We start from the raw sequence: 17509 nt of genomic DNA, 5'->3' as shown, positions 1-17509 counted from the left end.
ATCCCTGGCGACATGCGGCGAATTGCGCAGTTTGGAGGCGCGGCATGGCCTGATTTCTGCAACAGGCCGATCCGAAGATGTTTACGTCCTGTAGCATCCAGTCCGGTTTTGAGGAGAAGATCCCATGTTCCGTCGCGTGTTCGTGCTGGGCGTCGTTGCCACCAGCCTCGTCCTTGCTGCCTGCTCGCCTGTCCCTGACACGGTGAAGATCGGCGTTGCCCAGCCGCTCAGCGGCCCGCTCGGTGCGCTCGGCACCGACATGCTGAACGGGGTGAAGCTGGCGGTAGAGGACCTGAACAAGCAGGGGCTGAAGATCGACGGCAAGACCGTCAAGGTCGAGGTGGTCGCGGTCGACGACAAGGCGGACGCGGCCACCGGCAAGACGGTGGCCAAGCAGCTCGCCGACGCCGGTGTGGTGGCGGTGATCGGCCACCTGAACTCGGGCGTCAGCATGGCGGCAGCGCCGGTCTATGCCGAGAAGGACATCCCGCAGCTGGCCATCTCCACCAAGCCCGAATACACGCAGATGAACCTGCCGACCACCTTGCGGCTGGTCGCCAACGACGCGCTGCAGGGCAAGGCCATGGGCTCGTATGCGGCACGCAACATCAACGGCATGTCGTTCGCGGTGATCGACGACAACACGCCCTACGGCAAGGGCCTGTGCGACATCGCCGCCGGCCAGCTGCAGCAGCTGAAGAAGACCGTCTCGCTGCGCAAGTCGCTGGACGACAAGACCACCGATTTCTCCGCCCTGATCCCCGAGCTGAAGAGTGGCAGCGTCGACGTCATCGTGACCACGCTGGCCGACTACCAGGTGCTGGCGATGGTGGAGCAGCTGGCGCAGGCGGGCCTCACCAAGGTGCAGATCCTGGGCGGCGACACCATCAAGACCGACAAGCTGATCAAGACCGCATTGCCGCTGCGCGTCTATGCCACCTCGCCGATCATCGAGCCGCGCGAATTCCTGCAGGGCAAGGCCTTCCTCGAAAAGTACCGCAAGGCTTTCGGTGGCGAGCCGATCTACGGCGCCCACTACGCCTATGACGCGGTGTGGGTCCTGTCGGCCGCCATGCAGCGCGGCCGCACGGTGGACGGCAAGAAGCTGGTGGCCGAGCTGAAGAGCATCGACGCGCTGGCGCCCATCACCAACGCGGTGCGCTTCAATGAAAAAGGCGAGCAGTTCTACGGGGTCATCAGCGTCTACACCGCACGCCAGGGTGTGTGGGACGCAGTGACGCGCTCGGACAACTGGTAAGCGCAGCCGCCGCACAGGCGGGCTGCCACACCCTGCTCGAGGGCGCCGCATTGTCGGCGCCCTTTTTGTTTGTCGACCATACGAAGCGCCGCCCGGCCGGGCCGGTGGCTGCCGCGCACACGGGCAGCCACCGGCGCCGGACGCCTGGCGGCTGCACCCTCCGCTGCGCCACCGGCCAGACCGGCCCACCTGCAAGATGTGCTGACCGCCACGCCCGCGCCATCCGGAAAACCGCGGCCCTTCGCCAGCAGAAAAATCGCGAACTGCATAGACTGCGCACTCTTCATCCGAGTCCAAGCCAAGGAGTTCCGTTTATGTCGACTTTCACCCGCTGGCTGCGTCGTGGCGCACTGGGCCTGGCCTGTGCGCTGACCTTCCTGCCTGCTGCCCACGCCGAGGCGCCGCAGCAGAAGACCCAGGTGCCCGGCTACTACCGGCACATGGTGGGCAGTTTCGAAGTGACCGCGCTGTATGACGGGCAGATCGAACTCGACACCAAGATCCTCAAGAACACGCCGCCGGAGCAGATCCAACGCCTGCTGGCGCAGATGTTCCGCAACAACCCGACGCCCACCGCCGTCAATACCTACCTGGTCAACACCGGAAGCCGGCTCGTGCTGGTGGACAGCGGCGCCGGCCGGATGTTTGGCAACACGCTGGGCAATGTCGTCAGCAGCTTGCGGGCGGCCGGCTACGCCCCCGAGCAGGTAGACGCCGTGCTGCTCACCCACCTGCACGGCGACCATGTCGGCGGCGTCATCGACGCCGAGGGCAAGGCGGTGTTTGCAAACGCCGACCTCTTCGTGGCGAAGAAGGAGGCCGACTACTGGCTCAACCCCGAGACCGCTGCCAAGGCGCCGAAGGAAGTGCAGGGCTTCTTCAAGATGGCCCAGAGCGCGGTGGCCCCCTATGTTGCGGCAGGGCGGTTCAAGACCTTCGAGGGTGAGCAGGAACTGATGCCCGGGGTGCGCCCGCAGGCGACCCACGGCCACACGCCGGGGCACACCAGCTACCGATTCGAGTCGGGCGGTCAGCAACTGCTGGTGTGGGGCGACATCGTGCACAACGCCTTCGTGCAGTTCCCGCGGCCGGAAACGACGATCGAGTTCGACATCGACCAGAAAGCGGCCAGCGCCACCCGCAAGCGCCTGTTCGAGGAAGCGGCACGCGGCCGGCTGCTGGTGACCGGCATGCACCTGCCCTTCCCTGGCATCGGCAATGTGCGCGCCGAGGGCAAGGGCAGCTACCGCTGGGTGCCCATCGACTACGGCCCCGTCCGTTGACCGCGGCATCCGCCGCGGCTGTACCGATGACGCAAACCGCCGGAGACGGCGGTTTTTTCATGGCGCTGCGCCCGAGGCGGCCGGCGCTCAGTCGTCCCAGTCACCGTGGCGGCCACCGCGACGGTCGTCGCGGTCCCAGCCGCGATGGCCGTGGTGGTGGTGATGGTGCCGCCAGTGGCCACCGTGGCGGCGTTGGTGGTAGTAGGGATAGGGCTGGGCATAGACCGGCTGCCCGTAGACCACCGTCGGCGGCTGCTGATAGACCACCGGCGGCGCGTAGACGACGGGCGGCGCCGGGTAAACCACTGCCGGCGGCTGGTGCACGATCACGGGACGAGCATTCGACACATGGGTGCTGACGCCCGGCCCGTGCACACCGACCGACCAATAGACGTCCTTGGCAGATGCGGGCGCAGCGGCCAGTCCGGCCAGCGCGAAGGCGGCACTTGCGAAGAGGGCACGTCGAATCATCACAGTTCTCCTTGGAGGCCCAACTTGGCGGGCCTTGCTGACTTAACGCGCCATGTGCCGAATTGGTGGTCCGCTTTACCCAGGCTTTACCTTCGCGTCGAGGTGTAACGCAGCGTGACTGAACGAATCGGCCGCGCACGTCCCTGCGCAAACCTGCGCGCGCCGCGAAGAAGACGCGCAGCGGCATGCAGCCGGCACCCGGCTCGTAGAATGCCTGCAACCTGTATCACCTTTTCCCCCCCTTTCCTGCACATGACGGCCCCAACGAAAGAAGAGCACAAGCCGAGCAACTTCCTGCGCGGCATCATCGAGCGCGACCTGGCAGAAGGCCGCTACGCCGGCCGCCACTTCGGCGGCACACCCGGCGATGGCAGCCACCACGCCGCCGGCGAGCCGGACCAGGCCCGTGTGCGCCTGCGCTTCCCGCCCGAGCCCAACGGCTACCTGCACGTGGGCCATGCCAAAAGCATCTGGGTCAACTTCGGCCTGGCGCAGGACTACGGCGGCGTCTGCCACATGCGCTTCGACGACACCAACCCGGAGAAGGAAGAGCAGGAATACGTCGACTCCATCCTCGACGCCGTCCAGTGGCTGGGCTACAGCTGGGATGCCCATGGCCGCTCCCACCTCTACTACGCAAGCGACTATTTCGACTTCATGTACCGGGCTGCCGAGTACCTGATCGAGAACGGTCATGCCTACGTGGACGAGCAGTCGCCGGAGGAGATGCGGGCCAACCGGGGCGATTTCGGCACCCCCGGCACCGACAGTCCCTTCCGCAACCGCTCGCCCGAGGACAGCCTGGCGCGCTTCCGCGAGATGCGAGACGGCCGGCATGCCGACGGCGCGATGGTGCTGCGCGCGAAGATCGACATGGCCTCGCCCAACATCAACATGCGCGACCCAGCCATCTACCGCATCAAGCACGCAAGCCACCACAACACCGGGGACCGCTGGTGCATCTACCCGATGTACACCTTTGCCCACCCGATCGAGGATGCGCTGGAGAACATCACGCATTCAGTCTGCACGCTGGAGTTCGAAGACCAGCGGCCCTTCTACGACTGGCTGCTGGAGCGCCTCGTGCCCATCCTGCGGAGCCCCGAGTTCACGCAGGCGCTGCAGCTGGTGGAAGCGATCGAACGCCAGGGTGGCGACGCGGCGCGGGAGTTCGCGATGCAGTGCATGCAGCACGCCCACAAGCTTTACGGCAGCCCGGCCGAGCAGCAGATGCGCGCGATCTTCGCGGGCTGGCAGCAAGACCCGGCCACCGTCCCGGCGGGCCTGGACGGCTTCTTCCGCCTGCTGAAGGCCGAGGCGCACCAGTTCACGCCGCTGCTGGCGCATGCGCTGCAGTCGCAGCGCATCGAGCCCTTCAAGCTGCCGCACCAGTACGAATTCGCCCGCCTCAACCTGAGCTACGTGATCACCAGCAAGCGCAAGCTCAAGCAACTGGTAGACGAAGGCATCGTGGCCGGCTGGGACGATCCGCGCATGCCGACCATCGTGGGCCTGCGCCGCCGCGGCTACACCCCCGAGGCGATCCGCCTGTTCTGTGAACGCAGCGGCGTCAGCAAGGCCGGGGGCTGGATCGACTACAGCAACCTCGACGGCGCCCTGCGCGAAGACCTGGAAGGCAAGGCGCCGCGCGCGATGGCGGTGCTCGACCCGGTCAAGCTGAAGCTCACCAACTGGACCGAGGTCTTCGGCAACGAGGCCCACCGCGAGCACAGCACCGCCCCGGCCCATCCGGCCCGGCCGGAGCTGGGGATGCGCCACTTCTCCCTCGGGCCCGAGCTCTGGATCGAGCGTGAGGATTTCATGGAGGTGCCGCCCAAGGGCTACCACCGCCTCTACCCTGGCAACATGGCCCGGCTGAAGTACGGCTACGTCGTCAAGTGCACCGGCTGCGAAAAGGACGACACGGGCCGCATCACCGCCGTGCTGGCTGAAGTGGTGCCCGACACCAAGAGCGGCACACCGGGCGCGGACAGCGTCAAGGTCAAGGGTGTCATCACCTGGGTGAGCGTGGCCGACGGCGTGCCAGCCGAGGTGCGCCTCTATGACCGGCTCTTCAGCGACGCCCAGCCCGATGCTGGCGGCAAGGACTTCAAGCAGGCGCTGAATCCGGACAGCAAGAAGGTGGTGCAGGCCTATGTCGAGCCGTCGCTCGCGAGCGCGGCGAGTGACCAGCGCTTCCAGTTCGAGCGGCATGGCTACTTTGTCTGCGACCGTCACGACCATCAACCCTCGCATCCGGTCTTCAACAAGATCACCGGCCTGAAGGACAGCTGGGGCAAGTAAGGCAAGGCGGCGCCCGCGGTGCCTGCCGGGCGGCCGGCATGGCGCTCGAAGACGGCGGACCGGCTCCGCCCGCACAGCGGCGCCCTGCTTTGGCGCCGCGCCCGCAGCAGCCGGGAACAGCTCGCGCGAACTTTTTCACGCCGGGCCGCGGCGCGCGAGCCGGCGGCTGGGCCAGCACCATCAAAACTTGCAAGACTTCCGCCTTGCGCATCCGTGAGTCGTTGACGGCTGCGCGCTTGGAGGTGGCTTGCGTCCGTTTTTCGTCCCTCGTGGCCCGCAGGCGGCCGCCGCTGCGCTGACCCTGCTGGCCGCTGCCCCGGCCCATGCCCAAGGGGAGCTCGGCCGCGCCTTCGGCTGGCTGGCATTCGCCTGCGTCCACCTTGGCCTTTATCTGGGGGCGTTGTCGCTGGCGTTTCCGCGGCGGGGTGGCAGCCGGTCGCACACGCAGTGGTTCATCATCGTGCTGCTCGGCTACCCGGCCACTGCCTACGGCGTGTTTTCGGTGGTGCTGCTCGCACGCGCGGCCGACCTGCGCGACGGCGCGACCTTCCTGCCGGTCCTCGGCGGCGCAATTGCCGTACAGTTCCTGCTCTGGAGCGTGCTGGCCCTGCTGTTTTTCCTCTGGCGGCGCAAGCTGCGCCGCGAGGCGGACGAAATGCACTCACGCATCGACGCCTGGTAGCTGCGCGGCGCCGAAGCGGGGGCTGGTTCGCGATGTCCGTATCCCCGGCCTCGGGCCAACCCTGACCATGCTCGGTACCCAGCACCTGCTCCTGTTTGTCGTTTCCGGCCTGTTGCTCAACATCGCGCCCGGGCCGGACTCCCTGCTGGTCGTCACCCGCAGTGCCAGCCAGGGCTGGCGGGCCGGTTCGGCGGCTGCACTGGGCATCGGTGCCGGCACCTGCGTGCACGTGGCGGCCGCGGCGCTCGGGCTGTCCGCCGTGCTTGCCACCTCCGCAGCGGCATTCACCGTCGTGAAGTACGCCGGCGCGGCCTACCTGCTTTACGTCGGCCTCACGCTGCTGCGGCAGCGAGGCCAGGCGCCGGCGGCCGATGCCTCGACATTGGCGGCGGTGCCGCCGCTGCCTTGGCGCCGGATCTTCCTGCAGGGCTTCCTGACCAATGTGCTGAACCCGAAGATGGCGGTGTTCTTCCTCGCCTTCGTTCCGCAGTTCATCGCGCCGGACGCGCCGAGCAAGCCACTGGCCTTCTTGCTGCTGGGTGGCATCTTCAACCTGAACGGCATGCTGTGGTGCCACCTGCTGGCCGTCGGCACTGCCTTCGCCAGCCGCCGTGTCCGCATCAGCGCGGCTGCCCGCCGCTGGATCCACCGGCTGGTGGGCGCGGTGTTCGTCTCGCTGGGCGTGAAGCTGGCGTTGTCGGCCCGCGCCTGAGCAGCCAGTCCGCCGCCGGGCTTTTCTCACGCGCGCACGCACGCGGCGCACCCCCATCTCGGGGGGACGACGCTGCCACGGTGTTTTGCAGTCGGACTTCGGTATATCGTCCCGCAGCGCGGCTGCCCGAGGGGGGTGGCCCGCGATCGCCGCTTCCGGCCCGCCGCCCGCGGCGCGGTGCCGTCGGCCGGGCAGCGGCTTGCTCATCCTGTCGAGATCATTCCAATGAAAGAATACAAAGTCGTCATTTATCAAGAGGGCATGCTGGGGTCCTTGCTGCTGGGCGCGTCGAAGGTCGATCCCGTCCGCTTCACCACCTTCCTGAACAAGAACGCCAAAGAGGGCTGGCGTGTCGTCACGATGGAGAAGGACATTCGCCGCATGCTGCTGCTGTGGCGTCGCGAGGCCTATGTGGTCGTGATGGAGCGCGAGGCGTGAAAGCCGGGGCGGTGATCTGCACCGCGATCTTCGTCACGTGGATCGCACTGGCCCTGGGGCAGCTGTGGCTGGCCTGGCTGGAACCGGTGCTGTTCGTGAAGATCTCGGTGACGCTGGCGGGCCTCTTCGTGGTGTGCCTGGCGGTCACGCTGGTGTGCCGCGAGTACGTCAGCGACCAGCAGATGAAGCGCGACGGCTTCATCGACTGACCCCTCGGACGCGCTCTAGAGCGCGGCTCGAACCGGGTGCCGCCGGGTTGTCCTCGGCGGAGCGCGGCCTCATGGGTCGCCGCTCCGCCCACGCCGCCGGCGTCGCATCGGTCCCAGCAGGATGCGCGCATGCGCATGCCTCGCCCCCTGAACCTCCACCTCGGCCTGCTGACGACCGCCCTGGGCCTGCTGGCCGGCTGTTCTTCACCGCAGCTCTACGCTGCTGGCCAGGAGTGGCAACGCCAGCAGTGCCGGCAGCTGGCTGATTCGGCCGAGCGCCAGCGCTGCCTCGAGCGGGCCGCCACCGACTACGACCGCTACCGCTGGCAGAGCCCGGCCGCCCTGCCACCGACCTCCTCCCGCTGAAGCTGCCGTCCAGCCACGCGCCACTGCAACATGGGCGCCACAGTCGCCAACGCGGGCGGCCGGGGAGCGAGCCCTTCGGCTATCCTGTCGCCCTGCTCGAAAGGGCAAGCCAGGTGCTTGCCCCTGCCCACTGCCTTCTGCCACCTCCGACCTGCCTGTGATCTTCAGTAGCCCCGCACTGTCGTTTGCGCTCGCCCTCTGTCTGGCCCTGGCCGTGGCGGCCGGCCTGCAACTCGGCTGGCTGCGGCACCTTCCGGAGGTTGTGCATGCGCGGCGCGTGGCCGGGATGGAGTTGCTGGGACAGTTGCTGCTTGCAGTGGCGCTTGCCGGTTTTGCCGCCGGCTACGCCGATGTGCAGCGCAGCCTGCTGCGGCTGCAAGCGATGGCCGAGGCCGACCGCGACGCCGAGCAGCTGCGTGGCAGCGCCCGCGTGCTGCTGACCCATGAATGCGCGAATCCGGCCGAAGACGATGACGTCTTCCGTCGGCCCAAGTTCGGCTTCTGCCTGCGACAGGCGGGGGGCCCGGAGCAAGCGCTGATGCCCACCGCCCCGGCCCAACCGGACGGCTGCCCACCGGAGGTGGACGAGTTCCTGCAGTGCCGCAACTACCTGCCGGCCCAGGCCCGGCTTTGCAGTGCGGCACGCCGTGTCGCCGAGTCGGCCGCCCCTTTCCTGGAAACCCGCGCGTTCGCCGAGGTGCTGCGTGCTCAATCGCGCTTCACGCTGTGCCCGCAGTCGGGCGTGGCGCTGGAGCATGCACTGGCGCTGTCGACCCGGCTGGACGAGCGTGACGAGCAGACGCTGAAGAGCGGCACCGTGCGCGAGGTGCCGGACGCGCAGCAACGGCCGTCCACCGGCTACTTGTGGCTTGCACTGGTTTTCGGTGTGGCCGCCATTGCCATGAAGCTCGCGCTGGCCCTCGACCGCTGGCGCCCCACCATCCAGCGGTCGACGACCTCCTGATTCCTCCAGCGGCGCTTTCTACACGGCGCGCTCGTGCACCCCTGAAGGGGGTGACAGGCTCTTTTGCCAGGTCCGCAGCGCCCTCGCTGCCGGCTCTGCAAATTGTGTTCGCCGCGACCTGCGATTCCCCCTGTCACGTCAGCACAGACATAGCTCGGCCGCCGGTCGTGGCGGAACATCCGCTCGGGGGAAACCCTGGGTCGCCCGGCCGGGCGACCGAACCTGCGCACCCAACATCAGGAGGACTACATGAAGTTGAACTCCCTCATGGCCAGCCTCGGCGTCGCTGCCGCCCTGCTGTCCACCGTCGCGGCCCAGGCCGCCACCGTCTACACGGACCTCAACCAATGGAAAGTAGATGTCGGCACCTACCAGGGCACGACGGTCGTTCCCGGCTATGACTTCGATTCCCCGGCCTCCATCGTGCTCAGCGGCGGCTCGAAGCTGGACAACTTCTCGACGCCGGTGCAGCGCTTCACGGTGGGCAGCAGCTGGCTGACCTGGCCAGGTCAGCCCGGCTCGGACGGCACCACCGTGTTCTACAGCCCCAGCAACTCCCTGAGCATCGATTTTTCGCCGGGGCTCGTGCTCAATGGCGTAAACCGGGCAGAGCGGGTGGACTCCTTCGGCTTTTTCGTCGAGCCGAATCCTTTCGGTGAATTCAAGATCACCTTGGACCTGTCCACCGGTGAATCCGTGACCCAGACGGTCGACGGTTTCGGCGGCGCCAAGTTCTTCGGCTGGACGGGCGGCTCGGTGACCCGCCTGACCCTCTCCAGCGAGGCCGATTTCGCCTTTGGCGATTTCTATGAGGGCAACCTGGTGCCGGTGCCGGAGCCCGGTACCTACGCCCTCTTCGCCCTCGGCCTGGGCGGCCTGCTGCTGGTTCGCCGGCGCCCTCGGTAAGGTCGCTGCCGGCATCGCGGCCGGCTGAACCGGGGCTGCGCCACCGCCCGGCGCCCCCATCCCCTCATGGGCGGCGTCAGACGCCGCTGACAAGTGGCTGCGCGCCTGTCCGAGTGCCAGGCGCGCAGTGATTGGCGACCATGCCAGGCATGCGCTGCGTCTTCTTCCCGGAAGGCGCATTTCGGTCAAGACATCGAGGGGTCTCGAATGCACAAAGATGATCACCCGGAAACTCTGGGCGTGTTCAAGCCGGTCGGCCACGTCGTGGCCTCCTTCCCGAGCGGGGCAGATGCGGACGGTGCCGCCGAGGCACTGGCTGACGCCGGCTTCAGCGACGCCTACGTGGTGCGCTACACCCCTGAACAAATGAAGGCACAGGTCGAGCGAGACATCGCTCAAGCCAGTCCATTGGCGTCGTTGGGACAGGAACTCAATCTGGTCAAGGCCCATGGAGCCCTGGCCGACAAGGGCTACCACTTCCTGGTGGTGCATGCCCCGAAAGACGAAGAGACCCGCAAGGTGGCCGATATTGCGCGCGCCTTCCATGCCGAGCGGGCACAGAAATACGGCAGCTTCCTGATCGAGGAGCTGATCGAGCCCGGCACTGAAGAGCGCCAGGTTTTCGAGTCGCCAGACCGGGGCCTGGATGCGCAGAACCACTCGGGACGCGAAGGCCGTCCCGGCTCGCGCTAAGCGGGGCGTTGCTGCGCCACTGCCGCTACCGCCTGGCCTGCGCCGAGTCGCTGCGCGGCTGCGGCAAGCGCCTCGAGCAGGGCCGGGTAGTCGTCACGGGTGTGGATCACGCGGGCCTGGAGCTGCTGCACCAGGCGCTGTGGCAGGCCTCGCTGCGTGCTGACGCCGGCGTCCTCCGGCGGCAGCACGGCGAACAGCACTCGGCCCAGCGCCGAGCAGTGCTGCGCGTGCGTGAAGGCAGCGCTGCTGGCCGCACCTTCCACGACGACCGAACCACAGGCGAGTTCTGCCTCGAGCCGATGGCGCGCCGCAAGCGAGTCGGGTGTCGCGCGCACGCCCGGCGCGTGCTCGGACAGGCAGGCCCCGCCCTGGGCCAGCACCCGCTCGGCCAGTTCCCGCTGGCCCTTGGGCCCGAGCCTGTCGAGGCCATGATCGACCACCAGCAGCCCCGCTCGGGCACCGTGCAGGCTCCCTTCCTGGGCTGCAGCGTCGATGCCGCCCGCCAGGCCGCCCACCACCCGCCACCCGGCTTCTGCCAGCGTGGCCCCGAGCCGGCGAGCGATCGCCTGCCCGTGGGCGGTGGCGCGCCGGGTGCCGACCACCGCCACTGCCGGTCCGTGTGCCAGGCTGTCGAGCGAGCCGCGCACGAAAAGCACAGGAGGCGATTGCGCCAGCCCGCGCAGTGCCGGCGGATAGGCAGCATCAGCGCAGGTCAGGGCCTGGATGCCCTGCGCCAGCCCCTGTTCCAGCGTTGCCCGCGCTTGCGACAGGCTGGCATTCAGCTCCCCCGGGCGCACCCCGGCCTGTACGAGCAGGTGCTGGTCCGGATCGGCCACACTGCTCGCGGCGACCGCTTCAATACACCGACGCAGCGGGGCGCCGCTGAGGCGGCCACTGCGCAACAAGGCCAGGGCGGCGACAGCCAGGGGGGACGGCCGGTCGGGCAGCGAAGCGGACGCGGTGGACGAAAGCATGGTGCGCATTCTCTCCGCCCTGCCCTGGCGACGACAGCGCACCGCCCCTGGCAGCTGTCCCCGGCAGACGCGCCGGCGCGACAGTTGTGCGAGCAGCGCCGCAGCCCGCGCAGTCTGTCTGTTAGGCTGTATGGCCGGAGCGTCGCCTTAGCGCAGCCTGCTGGCGCCCTTTGGAGGCGCGGAATGCCGTGCCGGTAGTGTTGGCCATGAATCGAAGACCCGCAGAGTCCCCACCCCCGATCGACAACCCGCAGAAGGAAGCCGCCCTGCGCACCGTGCGCAAGCTCATGGCATTCTGGGGCTTGACCGCCAAGGATCTCCGCCATGCGCCGGAGCCGGTCGCCCGGCCACCGGTCCCCGACAGCGTGCGCTACCGCCACCCCACCACCGGGGACACCTGGAACGGCGAAGGCGCCCAGCCCGACTGGCTCAAGCGGGCGTTGCTGAACGAGGGCTACACGGTGGCCGAGCTGCGGGTCGGCAACGCCGCCCCCGAGTCGGGCGCCGCGAACAAGGACCCGGCGGTCTGAAGCGACCGAGGCCGTCGCTCTGCGGTCGATCCGCGCCTATTGCGGCGCGGCTGGCCTGGCAAGTCGGGACACCCTGGCCATGACCTCCTGCGCCCGCAGCTCCGCATTCAGTGCCGCCTCCAACGGGGAGCGGCACAAGCCGGCGTGCTGGTAGTTGAGGTTCTCGTACAACTCTGCCGTGGCCGGATAGGCCGCTAGCACAGCTTGCACCGCCGCGGGCGGCGAGAGCTGGGACAAGGCTCGCGACAAGCGGGCCACCACATCGCGATATTGCTCGGGTGACGGCGCCTGCGGGCTGCGCTCCATCCGCTCCAGCAGACGTGCCAAGGTCACCACCACCCCCAGGCCGGCCGGGGCACGATCGGTTTTTCCAGTGATGTTCAAGGGCCACCTCCAAGCTTGCCGGCACGGTACGGCTGCCACGCTGCTTCCTGCCGGCTTCGATACCGCAGCTGGGGGCGAGGCGCCGGTCTTCAAGACGGCGGGCCCCGCGCTGCCGCTCAGGGCCGCGGGCCTTCGGCCCGGGGCTGCCTCGCCAGGTGGTCCTGATGGGTGAGATAGAGGCGCAGGTCGAATTCCAGCTGGTGGTAGTCGGGCGCCATGTGGGTGCACAGCTGGTAGAAGGCCTTGTCATGTTCCCGCTCCTTGACGTGGGCCAGCTCATGCACGACGATCATCTTCAGGAACTCGGCGGGCGTGTCCTTGAACAGCGCTGCCACCCGGATCTCCCGCTTGGCCTTCAACTTGCCCCCCTGCACCCGCGACACGGTGGTGTGGGTGCCCAGGGCATGCTGGATGACATGCAGCTTGTTGTCGTAGGCCACTTTGCTGAGCGGCTCCGCATTGCGCAGGAAACGCTGCTTCAACGCCTGCACATAGGCATACAGGGCACGGTCGCAGCGCACGTCGTGCGCTGCCGGGTAACGGCGCGCGAGCATCTCGCCCAGGCGCCCCTGCGCCAGCAGCTCGCGCACTTGCTGCTGCAGCGGTGCGGGGTAGGCGGCGAGGTATTTCAGCGGTGGGAGCGAATCGGAGCTGTGCATGCTTGTTGGGATCCGGCCATGAAGCGCCCGCGGCCCCCCGCCCGGCGGCTGGCGCCCGCGGTGCCGGCCAGGCCGCGCTCGCGCAGTCGGACGCAGCGGCTCAGCCGCCCTTCTTGCCGAACAGGCGTTGTGCCACGGTGACCACCGCCAGAACAACGGCGCCGGCCAGCACGCCGGCCAGCCCGTTGAGCACGGGCGGCGTCAGCGCCTGCAACACGCCACCGATGGCCGGCACGCCGGCCATGCTGTGCTCGACGCTCTCGATCACCTCGTGGGCACCGGGCAGCCCGTGTGTCAGGATGCCGCCGCCGACCAGGAACATCGCCACCGTGCCAGCCACAGCCAGGCCCTTCATCAGCAGGGGCGCGGCCTTGAGCAGCAGCGCGCCGAAGCCTTTGCCGATGCGGGTCAGGGCGTCCTGCCCTTGGCGCTTCATCAGGTAGAAGCCGGCGTCGTCCAGCTTCACAATGCCCGCCACCAATCCATAGACCCCGACCGTCATGATCAGGGCGATGCCGACCAGCACCGCCACCTTGGTCGCCAGGGGTGCGGTCGCCACCGTGCCCAGCGCAATCACGATGATCTCGGCCGAGAGGATGAAGTCGGTGCGCACCGCCCCCTTGATCTTCTCCTTCTCGTAGGCCACCAGGTCCACGGAGGGATCCGCGAGCGCATGAGCCAGCTCGGCATGGTGGGCGTCGTCCTCGGCCTGGCTGTGCAGGAACTTGTGGGCGAGCTTCTCGAAGCCTTCAAAGCAGAGGTAGGCGCCGCCGATCATCAGCAGCGGCGTGACCGCCACCGGCGCGAAGATGCTGATGGCCAGCGCGGCCGGCACCAGGATGGCCTTGTTGCGCATGGAGCCCACGGCCACCGCCCACACCACGGGCAGCTCGCGGTCGGCATTGACGCCCGACACCTGCTGGGCATTGAGCGCCAGATCGTCCCCCAGCACGCCGGCCGTCTTTTTCGTCGCCACCTTGGTGAGCACGGCGACATCGTCGAGGATGGTCGCGATGTCGTCGATCAGGGCGAGCAGGCTGGTTCCGGCCATTGAATAAGTCCTCCTGGTGATGGTGCCCGCGGCGTCTTCGGTGCGCCCGGGCGGGCGGGAGGCATTGTCTCAGAACCCGATCGCGGCCCAGCGCCGCGTTTGCCCTCGGCTGGGGATCAGTGCGTCTCGGCCGGCACGACGGCCGGCACCGCGAATTCGCGGCCCACCACGGCGCGGGCGTACAGGTAGTTCTGCCGCGCCCGGTCGCTCAGCGAGTCGAGATTGACCTGGCCCTTGGCATCGCAGGGAAACGCCAGTCCACGGCCCTGATTGAAGAGCGAGCGGAAGCGCAATTCGAAGCCTTGCAGCACGGGAAGGGTGGTGAAGGTGGCGTCCATGGCATCAGTCTCCTGGGGCGAGCGGGGTGTTGACGATGGACCAACTGTAGGCAAGGGCTTCATGGGCTTCATTCAGAGCGCCGCGGTGAGATGCGTCGGACAGCCGCTGCCCGGCTTGTAGAAAAATCCCTGACAAGGCCCCCACCTGCGGGGGCCGCGCCGCACAACAGCAGGGCCTGAGCGGCCCTGGTGCGGGCCGCAGGCACACGGGTGTCAGGCGATGTCGCGTTGCAGGCGGATCTCTTCGAGCTTCACGCCACCGACAGCCACCGTCTTGGCGGAGTTCATCTCCCGCTTGAAGCCGGCCAGCTCATGGAAGCGCAAGGCGCGTTCGTTGCGCAGGTGCACCCACACGGTGACCTTGGTGCAGCCTTCCTCCACCAAGCCGTCGCGAGCCGCGTCCCACAAGGCAAGCCCGACGCCGGTGGCCCAGTGCGAGGGCGCGGCATAGATTGCCCAGATCTCGCCGGTGGTCGACGGCGTGCCCTTGTCGCGCGAACGATCGAAGCCGACGAAACCGACCACCCGCCCGTCTTCGGTGGCCACATGCACCTGCGGTTCGAACATCTCCACCGCCTCCTTCCAGAAGGCCTGGCGCTTCTCGACCGACAGGCTCTTCAGGTGCTCGTCGGGCACCAGGCCTTGATAGGCGGTCTGCCAAGCAGCGACATGGATCTCGGCGATGGCCTTGGCATCGCGGGCGGTGGCGGGTCGGACCTGGTAACGGGACATGACGGGATTCATCGGGAAACAAAAATGGAAGGGTCGGATTGTCGTCGTTTCAGCACACATTGCATCTGCATTTGCAAAGGCACCACGCACGGCCCGCCGCCCCCAGCCGGACCATGTCGGCGCCGGTCGCCCGACAATGGCCGGATGCCACCGTCTTCCATGCCACCAGTCCAGCCAGCAGCATCTCCCGCTCCGCACGAACTCCTCCTGGAGCCCGCCGGCTGGCGCCTGCCGGTACCCGAAGGCACGAGCCTGCTGGCCGCGGCGCGTGAAGCGGGCATCCGGCTGCCCAGCTCCTGTCGCAACGGCACCTGCCGTGCCTGCATGTGCCGCCTGCAGCGCGGCAGCGTCAGCTACTCCATCGCCTGGCCCGGGTTGAGCGCCGAAGAGAAGCAGCAAGGCTGGATCCTCCCCTGCGTGGCGCATGCCCGGTCCGACCTGGTGCTGGAGGTGCCGCACGCCACGCGCATCCCCACCGCATGAAGCGCCGGCCCGCGGGGCCCGGCTCAGCTCGGCAGCCAGCGGGTCAAGCCGCGCCGGCGCCTGGCCGCCAGATAGACCGCGATGCCCAGGCCCGCCAGGGCCGACTCCCACGGTGAGGCAGCGGCCGGATCGAAGGAGGCGGACGCGGTGGAGGGGGCGGCCGGCGCCGCCGGCCGTCCACCGCCCTGCCTGGTGCCACCGGAGCCGCTGCGACTCGCCTGCCCGCCAAGCGATGCCGACCGGGTGTGAGGCGGCAGCGCGCCGGGCACCGCAGCGCCCGGGTCGGCCGCCAGCGGGAACAGTGCCGCATGGCCGATACCAGCGGCGCCCGGGCGCAGTGGCAGGGCGACGCCCCAGCCCCCGCCTGGCAGGCGCGGTGCGCCCAACCCGGCCACGAAGCTGGCAGCGGCTGGCTGGGGCGATGAGCGGCCGCGCTCTTCGCCGGTTGCCGGGGCTGGCGTCGCGCCGCCGCTGACTGCCAATGCGCTGGCCGGCTGGCCTTGCAATGCCCATACGAAGGCGGCGGCCGCAAACCATGGCCGGCGGGCCGAGATCCTCACTCTGTCCACGTTGCTGGTCTCCCTGGGAGCTCCGCAGCCGCCGGCCGAGGCGGACCGGCGGAACGGCTGGCCGCCGAAGTGGCGACGGGTTATGGAAAACCCTAGGGGACGATGCTCGGAACCGCAACGAACAAGCGTTTCACACAGTAAGGACAAGCTTCTGAATGACAGTTTCCTGGGCATAAAGTGCACGCGCCTGCCGTGGCCTTACCAGCGGTCAAGGCCGCGCCGAGGGCAGGCCCCGGCGCTATGCTTGCGCCATGCCGGAGTTGCGCTTCACACTGAAAGACGAGGAGATCGAGTTCACCGCCATTCGGGCCCAGGGGGCCGGCGGGCAGAACGTCAACAAGGTGTCGAACGCGGTGCACCTGCGTTTCGACATCACGGCCTCCTCGCTACCGCCCCTCCTCAAAGAGCGGCTGCTGGCCCTGCGCGACCAGCGCATCAGCGCCCAAGGGGTGGTGGTCATCAAGGCGCAAAGCTACCGCAGCCTGGAGCAAAACCGCGACGACGCGCTGGCACGCCTGCACGAGCTGGTGGCCCGCGCCGCCGACGTGCCCGAGGTGCGGCGCCCGACCCGCCCGACCCGCGGCTCGCAACGCCGGCGGGTGGAGGCCAAGGTGCAGCGCGGGCAGGTGAAGGCCCTGCGCGGCCGCGTCACCGAGTGACAGACCGGCGCAGCGACGCGCCCTAGCGGGTCGGCAAGGCCCGGTGCAGTGCGAGGAATTCCTGCGTCAGCTTGTGCCGGGGATCGAGGTGGATCATGGGCTTGCGCTGCTCGTGCGATTCGCGGATCTTCACCGAGGCGCTGAGATAGGGCTGTAGCACCGGCAGGCCGTCGTCCAGCAAGGCCTGCACCAGTCGCTGGGGCACCTTGGCTCGCGGCTGGAACTGGTTGACCACGATGCCATCCACCTGCAGCTCATGGTTGTGGTCGCTGCGGATCTCCTGCACGCTGTCGAGCAAGCTGTCGACCGCATGCCGGGAGAAATCGTCGCAGTCGAAGGGAATCAGGCAGCCCTGCGCCGCAATCAGTGCCGACCGGGTGAAGAAGTTGAGCGCCGGGGCGGTGTCGATGTAGATGCGCTCATGGTCGCTGGCCAGCTCGGCAAGCGCTTCGCGCAACTTGTAGATCTTGTAGCGCGTCTCCAGCTTGCCCTGGAGTTCGTCCAGCCGAGGAGAGGAAGCCAGCAGGTGCAGCCCGGGCCAGGGCGTGGCGATGACAAACTCCCGGGCTGCCCGGGGATGGACGCTGAACTTCAGGGTCTGCTCGAAGAAGTCAGCCAGCGTCGGCAGCCCGGATGGTGGCGGCCCGCCCAGCAGGTAGCGGGTGGAATTGCCCTGGGGGTCAAGGTCGATCACCAGGGTGCGCCAGCCCTGGTGGGCGCTGATGGCAGCGAGGTTGCACGTGATGGTCGACTTGCCGACCCCGCCCTTCTGATTGAACACGACATGCCGCACCGCGAACACCTCCCGCAGGGATACCGGCCGGCCGCCACATCGACAGCGGTG

At 68.3% G+C, this 17509-nt stretch carries 23 protein-coding genes; 14 read left to right on the top strand and 9 right to left on the bottom strand.

The window, feature by feature from the left end; translation table 11 throughout:
• Window positions 1-124: 124 nt before the first annotated feature.
• Window positions 125-1258, top strand: a complete 1134-nt coding sequence (locus tag N7L95_RS22390) for a branched-chain amino acid ABC transporter substrate-binding protein (RefSeq protein ID WP_301257463.1) — start codon at window positions 125-127, stop codon at window positions 1256-1258.
• 314 nt (window positions 1259-1572) lie between these two features.
• Entirely contained in the window at window positions 1573-2541 is a 969-nt protein-coding gene (locus N7L95_RS22385; protein ID WP_301257462.1) for an MBL fold metallo-hydrolase, read from the top strand.
• Window positions 2542-2628: 87 nt separating this feature from the next.
• Here N7L95_RS22385 and N7L95_RS22380 read toward each other — a convergent pair whose 3' ends face one another.
• Window positions 2629-3012, bottom strand: a complete 384-nt coding sequence (locus tag N7L95_RS22380) for a hypothetical protein (RefSeq protein ID WP_301257461.1) — start codon at window positions 3010-3012, stop codon at window positions 2629-2631.
• A 252-nt stretch (window positions 3013-3264) separates the two neighbouring features.
• Between N7L95_RS22380 and N7L95_RS22375 the strand changes: the two genes are divergently transcribed.
• The 9 genes from N7L95_RS22375 to N7L95_RS22335 all read left to right on the top strand — a co-directional run bounded on the left by N7L95_RS22375 (window position 3265) and on the right by N7L95_RS22335 (window position 10286).
• Window positions 3265-5316 carry a glutamine--tRNA ligase gene (locus N7L95_RS22375; protein WP_301257460.1) on the top strand — a complete coding sequence of 684 codons (2052 nt, stop codon included), beginning with the start codon at window positions 3265-3267 and terminating at the stop codon, window positions 5314-5316.
• Window positions 5317-5563: 247 nt separating this feature from the next.
• Window positions 5564-5998, top strand: a complete 435-nt coding sequence (locus N7L95_RS22370) for a hypothetical protein (RefSeq protein ID WP_301257459.1) — start codon at window positions 5564-5566, stop codon at window positions 5996-5998.
• Window positions 5999-6065: 67 nt separating this feature from the next.
• Window positions 6066-6710 carry a LysE family translocator gene (locus tag N7L95_RS22365; RefSeq protein ID WP_301257458.1) on the top strand — a complete coding sequence of 215 codons (645 nt, stop codon included), beginning with the start codon at window positions 6066-6068 and terminating at the stop codon, window positions 6708-6710.
• 135 nt (window positions 6711-6845) lie between these two features.
• Window positions 6846-7148, top strand: coding sequence for a DUF4177 domain-containing protein (locus N7L95_RS22360; protein WP_301257457.1), 303 nt, complete (start codon window positions 6846-6848; stop codon window positions 7146-7148).
• Entirely contained in the window at window positions 7145-7357 is a 213-nt protein-coding gene (locus N7L95_RS22355) for a hypothetical protein (protein ID WP_301257456.1), read from the top strand. The genes N7L95_RS22360 and N7L95_RS22355 overlap by 4 nt, the downstream gene beginning before the upstream one ends.
• 129 nt (window positions 7358-7486) lie before the next feature.
• The gene (locus N7L95_RS22350) at window positions 7487-7723 is read left to right on the top strand and encodes a hypothetical protein (RefSeq protein WP_301257455.1); all 237 of its coding nucleotides are present in this window, start codon (window positions 7487-7489) and stop codon (window positions 7721-7723) included.
• A 157-nt stretch (window positions 7724-7880) separates the two neighbouring features.
• Complete coding sequence (locus tag N7L95_RS22345) at window positions 7881-8687, top strand: hypothetical protein (protein ID WP_301257454.1); 807 nt, start codon at window positions 7881-7883, stop codon at window positions 8685-8687.
• A 249-nt stretch (window positions 8688-8936) separates the two neighbouring features.
• Window positions 8937-9593 carry a PEP-CTERM sorting domain-containing protein gene (locus N7L95_RS22340; protein WP_301257453.1) on the top strand — a complete coding sequence of 219 codons (657 nt, stop codon included), beginning with the start codon at window positions 8937-8939 and terminating at the stop codon, window positions 9591-9593.
• A 207-nt stretch (window positions 9594-9800) separates the two neighbouring features.
• Complete coding sequence (locus N7L95_RS22335; RefSeq protein ID WP_301257452.1) at window positions 9801-10286, top strand: hypothetical protein; 486 nt, start codon at window positions 9801-9803, stop codon at window positions 10284-10286.
• Here the strand turns inward: N7L95_RS22335 and N7L95_RS22330 are convergent.
• Entirely contained in the window at window positions 10283-11260 is a 978-nt protein-coding gene (locus N7L95_RS22330; protein WP_301257451.1) for a DNA-processing protein DprA, read from the bottom strand. The genes N7L95_RS22335 and N7L95_RS22330 overlap by 4 nt on opposite strands.
• A gap of 206 nt (window positions 11261-11466) precedes the next feature.
• On the opposite strand from N7L95_RS22330, the gene N7L95_RS22325 reads away from it, so the two are divergent.
• Window positions 11467-11790, top strand: a complete 324-nt coding sequence (locus tag N7L95_RS22325; RefSeq protein ID WP_301257450.1) for an H-NS histone family protein — start codon at window positions 11467-11469, stop codon at window positions 11788-11790.
• Window positions 11791-11826: 36 nt separating this feature from the next.
• Here N7L95_RS22325 and N7L95_RS22320 read toward each other — a convergent pair whose 3' ends face one another.
• The 5 genes from N7L95_RS22320 to N7L95_RS22300 form a co-directional block, all read right to left on the bottom strand.
• The gene (locus N7L95_RS22320) at window positions 11827-12174 is read right to left on the bottom strand and encodes a hypothetical protein (protein WP_301257449.1); all 348 of its coding nucleotides are present in this window, start codon (window positions 12172-12174) and stop codon (window positions 11827-11829) included.
• 116 nt (window positions 12175-12290) lie between these two features.
• Window positions 12291-12833, bottom strand: coding sequence for a YgjP-like metallopeptidase domain-containing protein (locus N7L95_RS22315; RefSeq protein ID WP_301257448.1), 543 nt, complete (start codon window positions 12831-12833; stop codon window positions 12291-12293).
• A 100-nt stretch (window positions 12834-12933) separates the two neighbouring features.
• Complete coding sequence (locus tag N7L95_RS22310; RefSeq protein ID WP_301257447.1) at window positions 12934-13884, bottom strand: DUF808 domain-containing protein; 951 nt, start codon at window positions 13882-13884, stop codon at window positions 12934-12936.
• 116 nt (window positions 13885-14000) lie between these two features.
• Window positions 14001-14222: a hypothetical protein gene (locus tag N7L95_RS22305; RefSeq protein WP_301257446.1), complete on the bottom strand. Its 222-nt coding sequence runs from the start codon at window positions 14220-14222 to the stop codon at window positions 14001-14003.
• Between the two features lie 213 nt (window positions 14223-14435).
• Window positions 14436-14954, bottom strand: a complete 519-nt coding sequence (locus N7L95_RS22300; protein WP_301257445.1) for a GNAT family N-acetyltransferase — start codon at window positions 14952-14954, stop codon at window positions 14436-14438.
• A gap of 159 nt (window positions 14955-15113) precedes the next feature.
• Here N7L95_RS22300 and N7L95_RS22295 point away from each other — a divergent pair, with 159 nt between their 5' ends.
• A complete protein-coding gene (locus N7L95_RS22295) occupies window positions 15114-15437 on the top strand; it encodes a 2Fe-2S iron-sulfur cluster-binding protein (protein ID WP_301257444.1) in 324 nt (107 codons plus the stop codon).
• 23 nt (window positions 15438-15460) lie between these two features.
• Here N7L95_RS22295 and N7L95_RS22290 read toward each other — a convergent pair whose 3' ends face one another.
• Entirely contained in the window at window positions 15461-16006 is a 546-nt protein-coding gene (locus tag N7L95_RS22290) for a hypothetical protein (RefSeq protein WP_301257443.1), read from the bottom strand.
• Between the two features lie 251 nt (window positions 16007-16257).
• On the opposite strand from N7L95_RS22290, the gene arfB reads away from it, so the two are divergent.
• Window positions 16258-16665, top strand: coding sequence for an alternative ribosome rescue aminoacyl-tRNA hydrolase ArfB (gene arfB / locus N7L95_RS22285; protein WP_301257442.1), 408 nt, complete (start codon window positions 16258-16260; stop codon window positions 16663-16665).
• 22 nt (window positions 16666-16687) lie between these two features.
• Here the strand turns inward: arfB and N7L95_RS22280 are convergent, their stop codons facing one another.
• Window positions 16688-17458 (bottom strand): ParA family protein, encoded by a 771-nt coding sequence (locus N7L95_RS22280; RefSeq protein ID WP_301257441.1) that lies wholly within the window; start codon window positions 17456-17458, stop codon window positions 16688-16690.
• Window positions 17459-17509 lie beyond the last annotated feature (51 nt).

Source organism: Eleftheria terrae (assembly GCF_030419005.1).
Taxonomy (GTDB): domain Bacteria; phylum Pseudomonadota; class Gammaproteobacteria; order Burkholderiales; family Burkholderiaceae_C; genus Caldimonas; species Caldimonas terrae.
The sequence above is the reverse complement of the archived record's forward strand: the minus strand, read 5'-3'. Positions and strand labels throughout refer to the sequence as shown.

What these genes read in the sequence shown, in the direction of transcription:
- N7L95_RS22305 (WP_301257446.1), bottom strand. Translation starts at nt 14,222, where the DNA reads ATGGACGCCACCTTCACCACCCTTCCCGTGCTGCAAGGCTTCGAATTG.
- N7L95_RS22300 (WP_301257445.1), bottom strand. Translation starts at nt 14,954, where the DNA reads ATGTCCCGTTACCAGGTCCGACCCGCCACCGCCCGCGATGCCAAGGCC.
- N7L95_RS22325 (WP_301257450.1), top strand. Translation starts at nt 11,467, where the DNA reads ATGAATCGAAGACCCGCAGAGTCCCCACCCCCGATCGACAACCCGCAG.
- N7L95_RS22340 (WP_301257453.1), top strand. Translation starts at nt 8,937, where the DNA reads ATGAAGTTGAACTCCCTCATGGCCAGCCTCGGCGTCGCTGCCGCCCTG.
- N7L95_RS22380 (WP_301257461.1), bottom strand. Translation starts at nt 3,012, where the DNA reads ATGATTCGACGTGCCCTCTTCGCAAGTGCCGCCTTCGCGCTGGCCGGA.
- N7L95_RS22330 (WP_301257451.1), bottom strand. Translation starts at nt 11,260, where the DNA reads ATGCTTTCGTCCACCGCGTCCGCTTCGCTGCCCGACCGGCCGTCCCCC.
- N7L95_RS22315 (WP_301257448.1), bottom strand. Translation starts at nt 12,833, where the DNA reads ATGCACAGCTCCGATTCGCTCCCACCGCTGAAATACCTCGCCGCCTAC.
- N7L95_RS22390 (WP_301257463.1), top strand. Translation starts at nt 125, where the DNA reads ATGTTCCGTCGCGTGTTCGTGCTGGGCGTCGTTGCCACCAGCCTCGTC.
- N7L95_RS22295 (WP_301257444.1), top strand. Translation starts at nt 15,114, where the DNA reads ATGCCACCAGTCCAGCCAGCAGCATCTCCCGCTCCGCACGAACTCCTC.
- N7L95_RS22310 (WP_301257447.1), bottom strand. Translation starts at nt 13,884, where the DNA reads ATGGCCGGAACCAGCCTGCTCGCCCTGATCGACGACATCGCGACCATC.
- arfB (WP_301257442.1), top strand. Translation starts at nt 16,258, where the DNA reads ATGCCGGAGTTGCGCTTCACACTGAAAGACGAGGAGATCGAGTTCACC.
- N7L95_RS22385 (WP_301257462.1), top strand. Translation starts at nt 1,573, where the DNA reads ATGTCGACTTTCACCCGCTGGCTGCGTCGTGGCGCACTGGGCCTGGCC.
- N7L95_RS22335 (WP_301257452.1), top strand. Translation starts at nt 9,801, where the DNA reads ATGCACAAAGATGATCACCCGGAAACTCTGGGCGTGTTCAAGCCGGTC.
- N7L95_RS22365 (WP_301257458.1), top strand. Translation starts at nt 6,066, where the DNA reads ATGCTCGGTACCCAGCACCTGCTCCTGTTTGTCGTTTCCGGCCTGTTG.
- N7L95_RS22375 (WP_301257460.1), top strand. Translation starts at nt 3,265, where the DNA reads ATGACGGCCCCAACGAAAGAAGAGCACAAGCCGAGCAACTTCCTGCGC.
- N7L95_RS22350 (WP_301257455.1), top strand. Translation starts at nt 7,487, where the DNA reads ATGCGCATGCCTCGCCCCCTGAACCTCCACCTCGGCCTGCTGACGACC.